10 protein-coding genes are annotated in these 13,524 nt (G+C 44.1%); 5 read left to right on the top strand and 5 right to left on the bottom strand.

The annotated features are described in order from the left end of the window. The first annotated feature begins 131 nt into the window (after positions 1-131). Positions 132-851, top strand: coding sequence for an HAD family hydrolase (locus tag A5875_RS01890; RefSeq protein WP_088932044.1), 720 nt, complete (start codon positions 132-134; stop codon positions 849-851). A 29-nt stretch (positions 852-880) separates the two neighbouring features. On the opposite strand, the gene A5875_RS01885 is transcribed toward A5875_RS01890, so the two are convergent. The 3 genes from A5875_RS01885 to A5875_RS01875 are packed head-to-tail and all read right to left on the bottom strand — an operon-like array spanning position 881 to position 8,316. Beyond that, on the bottom strand, positions 881-4,060 hold the full coding sequence (locus tag A5875_RS01885) for a DEAD/DEAH box helicase (protein ID WP_088932043.1): 3,180 nt from the start codon (positions 4,058-4,060) through the stop codon (positions 881-883). Next, positions 4,061-7,183, bottom strand: a complete 3,123-nt coding sequence (locus tag A5875_RS01880) for an AAA family ATPase (protein WP_088932042.1) — start codon at positions 7,181-7,183, stop codon at positions 4,061-4,063. Beyond that, positions 7,183-8,316 carry an exonuclease SbcCD subunit D gene (locus tag A5875_RS01875; protein WP_088932041.1) on the bottom strand — a complete coding sequence of 378 codons (1,134 nt, stop codon included), beginning with the start codon at positions 8,314-8,316 and terminating at the stop codon, positions 7,183-7,185. Before A5875_RS01875 ends, A5875_RS01880 begins: the two co-directional genes overlap by 1 nt. 155 nt (positions 8,317-8,471) lie before the next feature. Here A5875_RS01875 and A5875_RS01870 point away from each other — a divergent pair, with 155 nt between their 5' ends. Next, a complete protein-coding gene (locus tag A5875_RS01870; RefSeq protein ID WP_088932040.1) occupies positions 8,472-9,200 on the top strand; it encodes a DUF554 domain-containing protein in 729 nt (242 codons plus the stop codon). A 51-nt stretch (positions 9,201-9,251) separates the two neighbouring features. On the opposite strand, the gene A5875_RS01865 is transcribed toward A5875_RS01870, so the two are convergent. After that, on the bottom strand, positions 9,252-9,881 hold the full coding sequence (locus tag A5875_RS01865) for a lysophospholipid acyltransferase family protein (protein ID WP_088932039.1): 630 nt from the start codon (positions 9,879-9,881) through the stop codon (positions 9,252-9,254). 75 nt (positions 9,882-9,956) lie between these two features. Here A5875_RS01865 and A5875_RS01860 point away from each other — a divergent pair, with 75 nt between their 5' ends. Both A5875_RS01860 and A5875_RS01855 read left to right on the top strand, forming a co-directional pair. After that, positions 9,957-10,691: a tRNA1(Val) (adenine(37)-N6)-methyltransferase gene (locus A5875_RS01860; RefSeq protein WP_088932038.1), complete on the top strand. Its 735-nt coding sequence runs from the start codon at positions 9,957-9,959 to the stop codon at positions 10,689-10,691. Then, positions 10,681-10,956, top strand: a complete 276-nt coding sequence (locus A5875_RS01855) for a GIY-YIG nuclease family protein (protein ID WP_088932037.1) — start codon at positions 10,681-10,683, stop codon at positions 10,954-10,956. The genes A5875_RS01860 and A5875_RS01855 overlap by 11 nt, the downstream gene beginning before the upstream one ends. Positions 10,957-10,976: 20 nt before the next feature. Here the strand turns inward: A5875_RS01855 and A5875_RS01850 are convergent, their stop codons facing one another. Next, positions 10,977-12,857: an acyltransferase family protein gene (locus tag A5875_RS01850; protein WP_088932036.1), complete on the bottom strand. Its 1,881-nt coding sequence runs from the start codon at positions 12,855-12,857 to the stop codon at positions 10,977-10,979. Between the two features lie 319 nt (positions 12,858-13,176). On the opposite strand from A5875_RS01850, the gene A5875_RS23515 reads away from it, so the two are divergent. Further along, the coding region (locus A5875_RS23515) for a hypothetical protein (RefSeq protein ID WP_176244597.1) at positions 13,177-13,524 on the top strand (348 nt) is incomplete at its 3' end.

Genomic DNA, 13,524 nt, shown 5'->3' with positions numbered 1-13,524 from the left:
AGATGTGTATAAGAGACAACGTTAGGATAACATAACAAGAATTATCTAAATATGCTATTATTTTGCTCATTGCAGATAAAAAATTATCTTTTTTGGTATAATGAATCCATCCATAATTTAGGAGTGAGCCGATGATCCAAGGAATTGTATTTGATTTAGATGACACCCTATATGAACAGCAAGCCCCCTTTGCAGCCGCAATCAACACACTCTTTCCAACCTTTCCAGCTGATAAGATGAACGCATTATTCATTCGTTTTCGCTACTATAGCGATTTCCACTACATGAAATCGATCACTGGTGAATGGTCTTTGGAGAAAATGCGCTACGAGCGAATTCGGCTAGCATTGGCAGACTTTGATTTTGCCCCAGCCGATGCTGACTTAGATGCGTTTCAGACAGCGTATGACCGAGCATTGCAGACGATCACACTGCCTGTCGAAATTAGTACCGCGTTAGACTCATTAGTCCAGCAGGAGATTCCGCTGGGCATTATTACGAATGGACCCGTGGAGCGTCAGACTGATAAGCTTGAGGCACTGCAATTGACGCGTTGGATTGCACCAGAAAAGATTTTGATCTCTGATGGTGTTCAGATTCAAAAACCTGATCCGCGAATTTTCAATTTAATGGAAGAACGGTTAGATTTATCTGCCGAATCACTTTTGTATATTGGAGACAGCTTTGACAATGATGTAGTTGGTGCTAAGGCCGCTGGCTGGACCGTCTGGTGGTTCAATCATCAGGCCAGAGAAATTCCAACTGGTCAAACAGCGCTTTTTGAAAAAGAAATTACTAGTTTTACTGATTTGAATACTGCTCTGACTAACGAAAAAAGTTTGCAACGCTAAGCGCTGCAAACTTTTTTTGCTTTGAGATTCTATTCGCCTAAACTCAAGATCAAGCGAATATCTTCTTCCGTAAGTTTACTTGTTTGTTCTTCATTTCCTTGGATAACCTTTTGGAACAGTTCACGTTTTTCTTGCTGTAGTTGATTCATTCGTTCCTCGATCGTTCCTTCAGCAATCATACGCCAAACTTCGACGACCTTCTTCTGACCGATTCGATGAGCTCGTCCGGCTGCTTGTTCCTCCACTGCCGGATTCCACCACAAGTCATACAAAATGACCGTATCTGCTCCGGTTAAGTTTAGACCTGTTCCGCCGGCTTTCAGCGAAATCAAAAAGACATCCTTTTCACCTTCATTGAAGGCATCGACCATTTTCAGACGATCTGAGACTTTCGTACTGCCTCGCAGGTAGAAGCTGGTAATTCCTTCTTCCGCAAATTCTTCTTCAATGATTGACAGCATGCTGGTGAATTGGGAGAACAGCAGAACGCGTCTTCCGTTTTCCTTCGCTGCATGAATCAAATCCTTTACTTGTTCCAATTTCCCTGAACCGCCTTCGTAGCCATCAATAAAGAGACGCGGGTCATCACAGATTTGACGCAAACGAGTCAGTCCAGCTAAGATGCTCACACGCTGCTTCCGGAATGTCGCAGAATCCATTTGATCGACCTCTTGACGCATTCGTTTAAGATACGCTAGGTAAACAGTTTTTTGTTCTTCCGTTAAGCTGCTTAAAACGTTAGATTCGATTCGTTCCGGTAATTCCTGCAAGACCGTATCCTTATCGCGACGCAACACAAACGGCTGAATCATCTTGGCGATCTCTGAGACGGCCATTTGACGGAAACGTCCAATCGGCGGGAAAAAGCCCGGCATTACTGTTTGGAACAGTGACCACAGCTCTTCCAAATTATTTTCGATCGGAGTACCGCTTAATGCAAAACGATGCGGAATCGATAAATTCCTTAGAGCACTAGATGTCTTAGTTGAAGCATTTTTCACCATCTGCGCTTCATCAAGGATCATGTATTGATAACCCATTTCTTCATGCAGATCAATGTCTTGTCGCAGGCTAGCATAAGACGTAATCACGATTTCTCCAGCATCTGCAAGAAGTTGCTCGCGTTCGCTGCGATTTCCAGAAATAACGACAGCTTCCAGACTTGGAGCAAATTTCTTGATCTCAGCCTGCCAGTTATAGACCAGACTCGCAGGAGTGACGATCACCGCTTTGATCGGCTGTTGTACCTTTTCAGCTAATAAGAAGGTGATGACCTGGATCGTTTTCCCAAGCCCCATCTCATCCGCTAAAATTCCGCCGAAGCCATAATCACTCAACATTTTCAACCAGCGGAAGCCGGCCTCCTGATAAGGCCGCAATGTGGCTTGAAGATTGTCCGGCATCTCCGCCTGATAGTCTTCGGGATGGGTCAAATCTTCTACCATCGTAGTGAAGCTTTCGCTGAACTGCGCTTGCGGATTGTCCTTTAGCCGCTGCTCCAGCATAATTCCTTGGCTTTTCGGCAAACGAATCAAGCCGTCTTTGGCGCTGATTTTTTCCCGCAGCTGGCTGATCATCTCGCTAGTTTGCTGAAAGACTTCTGAATCAAATGAGAGGACTTCCCCATTTTCTAAGGTGTAGAAACGATCTTTTCGCAGCAGGCTGTTCAGTACTTGATCGATCTCATTATCCTTGATGCCTGTGACATCAAATTTGATATCCAGCCATGAGCCTTCTTGATTAACTTCAAGGGTTGGTTGGAATTCTTCTCCGTCTAAAAATAGCTGGCGCAGTTTTTTGCCCATCCGTACTTCGGCATAGCGTCTGAATTCTTCTACTTCGACTTTAAAAAAGTAATAAAGATTGTCTTTGACTGGCAGCTTCTTTTCAAAGCCGGTATCGATTTTTTGATAGCGGTACGTGTCAAAGAGATCCAAAATTTGTTTTTCTTTTTTACGATCTCGTAAAATTTCGACATTGTTCGGCAGCTTAGGCTGATGAGCCTCATTTGTAGAGAAGTAGGCATTGCCATAGTGAAACTCTGCCTCGGCCTTGACCATCCCTTTGATCTTTCGGAAAATCACTACCGCCCGCAGTGGTTCTTCCTTCATGATTTCTGCTACATCATCCGATACGATCACACGTCCGATTTTCCGCAAATAAGGGAAAACATCGGTAAACAATTGTGAAAGCTGACGCTGTTCATAAGCAATCACTGGTTCTTTCAACCGCTTCATCAACTGCTTCAAGGTGATATACGTGTCCTGCTGCTCGTGTGTCATTAAATAGTAGGAATTTTCGACAAAGCCTAAAAAATAGTTGCTATAGTAATTCGTAAAGCCATCTTCAATCGTTAGGCCAAAATCATTTTCTCCCCGTTTTTCCAAAGTGAAGGATAAGGGTAGTTCTTGTCCTTCATGAACTTCCGAATAGGTTTTCTCGCCTAAGTTGATACTCAAGTGGCCTGTTTTTTCCATCGCTTCCAATAATTCTTGTATCCGATGAACTGGCAATAAAAGATAGCGTTTGTCCAGCTTGCCCTTGACCTGCAATCCGGCTTTACCTAATAATTGGTAAGTTTCACTGACACCGACAAGGTCCTCGATCAAATCGCGACACTTCGGATCAAAGGCTCCAGCCTCGATTTGAAATTTGTACTGCTTGTTGACCGTATACGCAGAATCCGTTTGATAAGCATGCAAAAAATCATACAAATTCTTCACGATATAACTGCGTTTGGTCAGATTGCTGCCGATACGCAATGAAACGGCTAAAACATCCAACTCGGGATGATAAGGATTGGTCGGGAGCGCTTCTACTACAAAATCAACAAATAATGATTGCAACGGTTCTGCTTCTTTTGCTAAACGCGAAAAGCCTTGGTTCAATAGATCCGCAAAAGAAATACTGCTTTCCATCTTCTTGGGCAAAACAGTTTCAGGCTTGATCACACGAGAAAGTCCTTTTTCCCGCAAATATAATTCAACTGCCACTGTGTGCTTGCAATAACCGTGTTCTTCCCAATAAGGACAAGCACAAATATCATTTTCTTTTCCACTGCCATCTAAATCAACCAGATAAAGTTCGCTGCCTAATACTTCACCATGCCAAACACGCCGAGCCGGATCTGCCTCAACAGACAAGACCCTTCCTTCTTTCAAGTAAGTTCTGCCGCGTTCGATCACTTTTTCTGGAATACTCCATCTCATTTACGCTTCACTCCATCCTTCTAGCTGATAACGAATACTGCTGCGTCCCGTTCCGCTAGTTTCCACAATAATTTGTTGTGGGATACGTTCTTTCAATTCTCTCACGTGACTGATAATGCCGATCATCCGTCCCGCATTTTCGATGCCTTCCAAGGCTTCCATCGCCATTTCCAGCGCTTCTTCGTCTAAAGAACCGAAGCCTTCGTCGATAAATAGTGCCTCTATAGTGACTCCGCCGGCCTGATTCTGGATCACTTCGGCTAATCCCAAGGCTAAGGACAGTGCGGCAATGAAGCTCTCGCCGCCTGACAGGGTATGGGAACTGCGGGTTGCTCCGGCATTGTCATCGTATACATTGATCTCTAAACCAGTATTTCCTTTGGAGCGTCCGGTTTCTTGCTTTAATTCAAAATGATAACGCCCCTTTGTTAATTGATTCAGCTGCTGATTAGCGCTTTGCAAGACTTCGGCTAAATACCATTGTAAAACATAGCGTTCCAAACTAATCTTTTGCGGGTTGTCCCCGTTCATCGTTTGGTAAAGCTGAATCATTTGACTCAATTCATTCAATTGTTCTTTGCTTTGTTCCTGTAGCGCTTCAATTTTTTCAATCAGCTCGCGTTGCTGCTGCAATTGATTCTCCTTAGCATAATGCTGCTGTTGAAATTGAGTCACTTCTGCTTCTTTATCTGCCAACTGCTGCTTCAAAGGCTCTAGCTCCGGCTCTTGCTGTTCCTTGATTACTGCAATCAAGCGTTTTTGGCGGTCTCTTAAAACTGCCAGTTCTTGATCGAAGGAAGTGATTGCCTTTTCTAATGCGGATAGATCGATTGGCGATGCTGCCAATTCTTCCACCGTTAAACCTGCTTCAGTCAATTGCTCTTGCAGCTGACCCTGATACTTTTCAAGATTTTCGGCGGTTTCTGCTTGTTGTTCAGCCAGCAGCTTTTGATTTTCTTGCAGTCGGATTCGTTCCTGCTCGATTTCTTTCATCTGCTTTTCGTGTGCCTGCAGCTGTTTTCGGTACGCATCTAAGCTTGCGGTTAACTCCGTAATGCGGCCCTCTAAAGTCGGTAACTGCCAATCAGCGGTTTGTTCTTCTAGACTGGCAAGCCGGCCCTGCAAGGTTTGCAGTTCAGCTTTGACTGTGTTTAGACTTGCTTCGATCTCGTCTTTTTTCGCTTGGTCATTCAACATCTCCGTCGATAGCTGCTGCAATGCTTGATTGGTTTCCGCTATTTCAGCCAAAGCCTGCGTTGTTTCAGCTTGACGCTCGTTAAGAAATTCTTTTAGCGCGGTTAATTCAGCCTCAACGTTTAACTGATAATAGTCCGAAAATTCCGTTTGACAGCTTTGAAGCTGCTTTTCAAAGGATTCTTGTGCCGATAATCGCTCTTCTTGTAATTGATCAAAGGCCTTCATCGCTACATCATAGCGGGCCTCGGTTTGTTCTCGAATCAGTTCTAATTGTTTGATTCGGGCTTCTTGTGTTTCAAGCGCAACCTGCAATTGTCCCAGATTATCTGTTGATAATTCTGCGTGCTGCGCTGGATCAGGGTGTTCCTTCGAACCGCAGACCGGGCAAGGTTCGCCAGGCAGTAAGTCCATACTCAATCGGGCGATCTCTGCTGCTGCCCATTGGCTTTTCAGCTTCTTATAGTCCGCTGTTTCGCTGGTTAATTGATTGCTCGTGCGGCTAGCCTTCTCTACTAGTTGAGCGAGTTTGACCTGCTGATCTTCTTCCTCTTCCTGCTGATCAAAAATCTGCTTGTCCTGTTCCTTTAGGTGCGTGATCTTCTGTTGAAACTGCAGCTCTTCATAACGGCGATCTTGCCAATCTTTTTCAGCCTGTTGTTTGGCTTCTAGGTCCTTTTTCTGTTCCTCGCGGGCTGCTACTTGCTGATTAATCTGGGTTAATTGAGCTTGCTGCTGAGTTTGCTGGTCGAGTAATTCCGTTTTTTTCTTCAGCAGCTGTTCTTTTTGCTTCACTAATGGTAAGAAGGATTCCAAGCTTTGCAGCTCTTTTTCCTTAGCTTGCCAATCAGCACTTTCCTTTTCAAAATCGGCTGCCTTCTTCTGGCATTCCGTATATTGCTGCTCTAATTTTTCTGACTTTTGTTGATTTTCATGAACTTGCTGGGTTTGCTGCTCTTGGCGTTTTTCCAGCTCGCGGGTACGTTCATAGGTCGGACGTAATTTTTCGATCTTTTGTCCACGAGCAAGTTGTTGTCTTCGTTCGCTTTGCTCTGGTAAACGCTGCTCTAGCTGTTGAAGCTGCTGTTGTGTTTCCCGTGCCTGACGGAAGTTTTCGGCAAGCTCTTGTGCCTGTTGGACCTTAGTCTGCAGGGTTTTCTGCTGCGTTTGCTTTTCAGTTAATTCAGCTTGGCTTTTTACCAGCGCCTGCTCTTCGTTTACCAAATACTCTTTTGCCAGATTCAGCGACTCTTCATAGGTCGCGCCCTTTTCACTGATGACTTGTTGGAATAGCTGATCGATTCGAGTCGTCAGCTCGCTTACCGCTTTTTCCAATTCGATTTTTTGGAATTTTAAGCTTTCGGTGAAATTGCGATAAAAACTGGTTCCAAATAAACTACGTAAGACAGTCTCTTTTTCTGTACTGTTGGCGTTTAAGAACGTCCGAAACTCTCCTTGCGGCAGCATCACGATTTGACGGAACTGATCCTTTTGCAAATGCAGAATCTGATAAATCACGTCATTTACCGCGTCCACCTTGGTATAAGCTTCCGCCTCTTGGCCCGCGTCGTTAAAAATACTCAACTGAACTTTTTGATTTTTCGTCGTCTCGCCCTTGCCGTTTTTCTTGGCTAAGGTTTGTTTCGGCCAGCGTTCAATGGAATATTGCCGTCCTTGGTGCTCAAAAATAAATTGGACACGGGTTTCCTCCGTCGGTTCAGCAAAGGAGGAGCGGATCTCATTGGAAGAACGCACACCGCCTGAGGCATCACCATATAATGCAAAGGTGATGGCATCAAAGATCGTTGTTTTGCCGGCACCGGTTTTTCCGCTGATCAAAAACAGCGGGGCTTCGGTCATCTGTTCGAAGTCCACTTCTTCATGGAGAAACGGACCGAAATTTTCCATAATGATTTTCTTTGGAAGCATTAGTTTTCGCCTCCTTTTTTAAGAATCGTATGCAAGCCCTCTTCGATCCAGTTTTTTTGCTGCGGGGTTAATTCGTTTTGCGAAACCTCAGTAAAGAAATCCTCCGTCAAAGAAATCGGTGATTTCTCTTTAATGTTCTCTGTCTTCAAACGGGTTTCGACTGCTGTCTCAAAGCCATTGGCCCGTTCAACTTGGATGATCCGCGGATAGACCTGCCGCAACTGGTTCATCAGATTGGGGATCACTGCCCGATCTTCTAAAAGAATCGAGAGATAGTCCTCACGGTTGATGGTCGAATAGAAAGCTGGCGTCAGTAATTTTTCAAAACTTGTTTGCAGCTCTTGAATCTCATGGAGCGGTGATAATTCTCGGAAAGAAAATTCGCCGGTTTCAGTCTCCACGATCCAGACACCTTTCGTTTGATCCTTTTCTGATAAAGAATATTTCAAAGGCGAGCCGCTATAACGAGCATTTTCCATCTTCAACGCGTCTTTTCCATGGAGATGGCCTAACGCTACATAATCAAAATCCTGCAATAAAGTTCCATTGATTCCATCCAAACCGCCAACTTCGATCTTCGTTTCGGAGTCCGTTTTGCTGCTGCCGGCTACAAAAAAGTGGCTGACTAAAACGTGCTTTTTCTTGGGATCAAAGCTTTCTTGGATTTTCGCGATTACTTTCGGCATCGCCGCTTGAATCGTTCGCAGATCAGGGTCTTCAAAATAAATTCGCGCATCGACTGGTTCAAAATATGGTAAAAGGAAAAATTGTGTATCCTTCATTTCAATCGGTATAAAGGCCTCCTGCAAGCGGGTATGCAGATGAAAATTCGCCTGATTGAACCAAGGCGCCCCCGTTGCCAAGCGTGTAGCGCTGTCATGATTGCCGGAAATTGCCAGCAGCGGAAATTGCTCGGTCAAATTCCAATCCGCGATCGTCTGATTTAATAACCGCACGCTATCCTCTGACGGCACAGAACGATCATACAGATCACCTGCAATCACGATGGCATCTACTGCCTCATCTTTTGCGATTTTTTTGATTTGATCAAGAATATATGCTTGATCTGGCAGCAAATCGTAGCCATGCAGTTTTTTCCCGATATGCCAGTCAGCCGTATGTAAAACTTTCATTGATCCACCCTTTTCCTATTTTAGTCCTTCCCAAAAGTATAACACGATTTGTCATATTTTTCTGCTTAGCAAGTGGATGTCGTGCCATAAAAGTCTTTCTCTTCAACGATTTTTGCGCTACGATAAGCAGGTGACGAAAAAAAGGAGGATGCTTTGTGCCAGTTGGTATTATTATTAATTCATTGTCAATTATTTTTGGAGGGCTTTTGGGCGGGTTTTTAGGTCATCTGCTCTCGGAGGATTTTAAAGTTCAGATTACGTTGATTTTCGGTGTTTGCTCGATGGCGATGGGAATTCCCAGCATCAGTCAGATGGCAAATATGCCCGCTGTGATCTTAGCAATTATTTTGGGGACGTCATTGGGCTTGTTTTTAAAGTTCAATCAAAAAATCAATGCCGCAGCGACCATGATGCAAAAACCAATCGCGAAATTTCCCCAACCGGAGCTGAAGCTTTCGGATGAGGACTATCTTAGTACGCTAGTAACGATCATCGTGCTTTTCTGCGCCAGCGGAACAGGGATTTTCGGCAGCTTAACGGAAGGCATGACTGGTGATCATACGATCCTGATCGCAAAATCAATCTTGGATTTCTTTACGGCGGCGATCTTTGCCTGTAATATCGGCTATGTCGTTTCTGTGATCGCAATCCCGCAGTTCATTGTCTTTTTTAGTTTATTTTTACTAGCGACGGCTATTTTTCCTTTGACCACGCCGTCAATGATCTTAGATTTCAAAGCCTGCGGCGGATTTTTGATGTTGGCTACCGGTTTTCGGATGATCAAGGTCAAAATGTTTCCAACTGCTGATATGATTCCGGCGATGCTTCTGGTGATGCCGATCAGCTGGCTCTGGACAACTTGGATCATGCCATTATTTGGATAAAAAAAAGATACCATCCGTAAATCGGACGGTATCTGTACGCTGAAACGCTGATTAGTCAGCGTTTTTTTCTTTGGCAACATATTTATAATTGGGATCAATCTCACGATCCAGCTGATCAAAGGCACCCTGCACCCGTCTTTCGACTTCGGCTAAACCCGCTTTGTCCATCTTTTTGATATCAGAAAGATCGATCGGATCACCAAAACGGATCGTCACTGGTGTGCGCTTGAAGAGTTGTGAAAACTTTGTTGGCCCTTGATAAACAGAAGGCACGATCGGTTTCTTCGATAAGCGCGAGATCAAGGCCATCCCGCCTTTTAACTCAGACGAATGACGGGTTCCGCTTGGAAACATAATCAAGCTTTTATCAGAATCCTTCAGCATTTTCACCGGACGCTTCACAACACTTGGGCCGGGCTTATCACGATCCACCGGAAAAGCATTCAGGTGGACAAGGATAAAACGCAGCACCGGATTTTTAAACAGCTCTGCCTTTGCCAAGAAACTGAACTGTTTTGGCGATGCACCTAGAGCCATATACACAGGGTCCCACCACGTACGGTGCGGAGCAACCAGAATGTAATTTCCTTCTGGCAATTTATCTTGATTTTGGTAGTGAGCATTGCCGTTTACGACGGCTAAGATTGCTCGCGCGATGACGCGAATAAATTTAAAAAACATTTTTTCTTCCTTTCAGTTACCTAACTAAACGTAGTATAATACAACGGTATGATTTTTTTAAGGGGGCAAAAGAAATTGTTAAAAAAAGGTGAACGAATCGATCAACTTTACGCCGAGGATATTCAAATCATCCAAAGCTCAGAAGTTTTTTCTTTTTCCATCGACGCTGTTTTGTTAGCGAATTTCGCCCGTGTTCCAAAACGCGGCCAGATTATTGATCTCTGTGCTGGAAACGGCGCGATCGGTCTTTTTTTAAGCCGCAAAACCCCGGCTGCCATTGACCAAATCGAGCTGCAGCCCCGCCTAGCTGATATGGGCCAGCGCAGTATTGCGTTGAATCACTTAGAAGAACAGCTGACAATGCATGAAATGGATCTGAAAAATACCTTTGATATCTTTCGAAAGGATTCCGCTGACCTCGTTGTCTGCAATCCGCCTTATTTTAAAGAGCTGCCTACCAGCCAAAAAAATCCGAATCCTCACTTGGCGATCGCCCGCCATGAGATTCATGCAACCTTAGAGGATGTGGTCAGCGTTTCAGCGAAATTATTAAAAATGAACGGCCGCTTCGCAATGGTCCATCGTCCCGATCGGTTTCTTGAGATCGTGGATTGCTTGCGTGCGAATCGCATCGCACCGAAACGCATCCAGTTCGTTTATCCGAAACCGGGCAAGGAAGCTAATACACTGCTGATCGAAGGAATCAAAGACGGCAAAAGCGAAGGTCTGCGCTTCCTGCCTCCATTATATACGTATGATCAATCTGGCAGCTACTCTGCCGACTTACAGGAGATGCTTTATGGCAACTGATCAATATTTTTATGTACTACTTTGCAGCGACCAGAGCTTTTACGGCGGCTACACCACTGACTTGGCGCGCCGCTTAACCGAACACAATGCGGGAACTGGAGCAAAATATACCCATCCGCAAAGCCGGCGTCCCGTTCAAATGATCCACGCCGAACGCTTTGACACTCGCAGTGAAGCAACCAAAGCCGAATCAGCCTTCAAAAAGCTGCCGCGCCGTCAAAAGGAAAAATACCTGCTGGATAATCAAGCAAAAAACGTTTTGTGATTCCTCACAAAACGTTTTTATTATGCACCTTTTAAGATTTCTTTGGCGATCAGATGGCAGTAATGGATCGAGCCGACATCGTTTGGATGGACTTGATCGTCATAGAACCAATCTGGATGTTCATTACTGAAACCATACCAGTCGATCAAATGAACATTCTTGTATTCCTTCGAAGCTGCTTCTAAGGTGGCATTCACGTCATTTTGCCAACGACGTGTCGGCACATGTGTATTGATGATAAAGACCTGATGCTTATCACCCAAGACATTCATGACTTGAGCAAAGTCGTCTTTACTAAAGGCTCCGTTGGTCCCCAAACTCAGGAGGATCGTATCGTGCAGCTCACCTTTATCTTTCAGCGTTTGCAGCAACGCCGGTCCATCCTTCAATTGCCGACCGACTTCCCCATCAACGACCATCTTAGGGAATATCTCCGTCAGCCCTTTTGATCCGGCAAGTAAAACAGAATCGCCAAACGCCGTCACCTTCAGATTTTTAGCCTTGGTAATGTCACGATTGGTCAAATCATATTTGTCTGCCAGGCTCTCTGGCTCCTCGGAGCTGCTGTTAGCTTCTCCCGATTGATCTGTGCCGCTGGAATCATTTTCTGGCGGCTGTTCCTCTGTTTTTTTCGACGCTTGTTTATTTTGCTCGATTTGTTTTTGCAAGGCTTGTTGGTTCGCATCCACTCTGTTTGTCGGAGCGATGATCACACCAACAACCGCAATCAAAGTAATCAGGCTGGAAAAGATAAAGCCGATTTTTCTGCGGCTTTTGATTGGTGCCGAAAAGGATTGCTTAAGCGTCGCAAAGGTCTTACGATAATTGAACGAGCGCAACGGATTTTCTATATAACGATAAGATAATTCTGTAACAAAAAGGATCAAGATCACTTCCATGATCGTATGCAGAAAGGTATGATTCGCTACATTTACCTTCGCCTCATAAAAAATCATCACAGGAAACTGGTATAAATAAATCCCATAGCTGCGTTTTCCAATCCACGTAAAGACTGGATTAGTCAGCCAACGGTTCCAGCTGGCTCCCGGATGCGCCGTGATAGCTACCAAAATCACACTCAACAGGCTCACCAAGAACATCCCGCCGTAATAAACGAATGACAAATCGTCTCGCAAGAATAAGAACGCTAAAACAAGTAGCAGCAGCGATCCTAATCCAATCCCGTTCAAGATTCGCTTGGCCTGCGGCGGAATCTTCGCTTTCAAACGCGTGCTAGGCCAGATAAAGGCCAAAGCGCCCCCTAATAGAATTGAAAATAAGCGTGTGTCCGTTCCATAATAAACTCGCGTCGGATCTTGCCCCGGCACAAATAATACCGCCATCAAAATAGCGGAGAAGAACGCCGCGCCAACAATTCCGAGAAATACTTTGCCTTTGTTTTTCACCAGCTTCATCAGTAGAACGAAAATGATCGGCCACAGAATGTAATTCTGAGTCTCCACGGCCAGTGACCAAATATGCGTAAACGGCGATTCGCCAGAAAAACGATCGAAGTACGACATCCCGTGATTAATCTGCCACCAGTTGTTCACGTAAAACAAACTGCTGATAACGTTGCCGCGCAAATTATTCAAAAGATTTCGTTGAAACAATGTTATGTACGCTGAGGCACCAACCAGCATCGCGACCAATGCCGGATACAAACGTTTCATCCGTCGATAATAAAACTGCTTGATATCGATCCGACCCGTCTGCCTCCATTCCTGTATCAATAAATCAGTGATCAAATAACCTGAGACCACAAAAAAAACAGGAACCCCTAAATATCCGCCTCGCATCTGGCCAGGCATCAAATGATATAAAATTACGCCGATTACTGCTAAGGTCCGAATCCCGTCAAACCCAGTAATATAGCGGCTATGCTTTAGTCTTTTTCCCATAAGTTTACATTCCAACTTTACTATAGAATACCAAGATAACTATACGTATAAATCCGACAAACTGCAACATTTTCTCAATAAAAAAAGTATTTCCTAAATATTTAAGTTTTAATCACTATACTTTTTGATGAAAAATTTTGATTCTACTAAGTCTTCCCTAATTAAGACCGCTGTTCCTCTTCATATTTCAGCAAAGTTTAGGAATAGAACATCTTTATACGAGCACCATGTCCCTCATTTCTAGCAGATTTTTAAGGAGGTGAAGACTCAGTTTTCAGCTTATGCTAAAATAAAATGAATATGAAAGGTGGGATTTTTTGTGGGGAAAGAGTTGGTAGAAATAATAGCGTTACTTCCTGAACTGGTTTATTGTGTTTTAGTTGTTATTGGCTATGTTGCTTTGTTGAAGGGGTTGAGTAAACGACAAAAGCAACTCGCTACGAAACATAAACAAGAAAACCAAGAATTTGCAAAGCGAGCAAAAAAAGTTGTCGCCAAGCATATTAGGAAAGAAACGAAAACAGAAAATATTTTAAGAGATAATGACAGAGGATCTGATAGATATACAGATACTTATGATGAATATCTGGATGTCTATGAATACCTCATTAATAATAAACGGTACGAAGTAAAATATGCTGGTACTGCGATTGATTATATTGAAGAA

The sequence above is a fragment of the Enterococcus sp. 3H8_DIV0648 genome, assembly GCF_002140655.1.
Taxonomy (GTDB): Bacteria; Bacillota; Bacilli; order Lactobacillales; family Enterococcaceae; genus Enterococcus_A; species Enterococcus_A hulanensis.
Note: the sequence above shows the minus strand (reverse complement) of the source record. Positions and strands in the feature narration are given on the sequence as shown.

Coding starts and splice junctions, on each gene's coding strand:
- A5875_RS01890 (WP_088932044.1), top strand. CDS start 132: ATGATCCAAGGAATTGTATTTGATTTAGATGACACCCTATATGAACAG.
- A5875_RS01885 (WP_088932043.1), bottom strand. CDS start 4,060: ATGAGATGGAGTATTCCAGAAAAAGTGATCGAACGCGGCAGAACTTAC.
- A5875_RS01880 (WP_088932042.1), bottom strand. CDS start 7,183: ATGCTTCCAAAGAAAATCATTATGGAAAATTTCGGTCCGTTTCTCCAT.
- A5875_RS01875 (WP_088932041.1), bottom strand. CDS start 8,316: ATGAAAGTTTTACATACGGCTGACTGGCATATCGGGAAAAAACTGCAT.
- A5875_RS01865 (WP_088932039.1), bottom strand. CDS start 9,881: ATGTTTTTTAAATTTATTCGCGTCATCGCGCGAGCAATCTTAGCCGTC.
- A5875_RS01855 (WP_088932037.1), top strand. CDS start 10,681: ATGGCAACTGATCAATATTTTTATGTACTACTTTGCAGCGACCAGAGC.
- A5875_RS01850 (WP_088932036.1), bottom strand. CDS start 12,857: ATGGGAAAAAGACTAAAGCATAGCCGCTATATTACTGGGTTTGACGGG.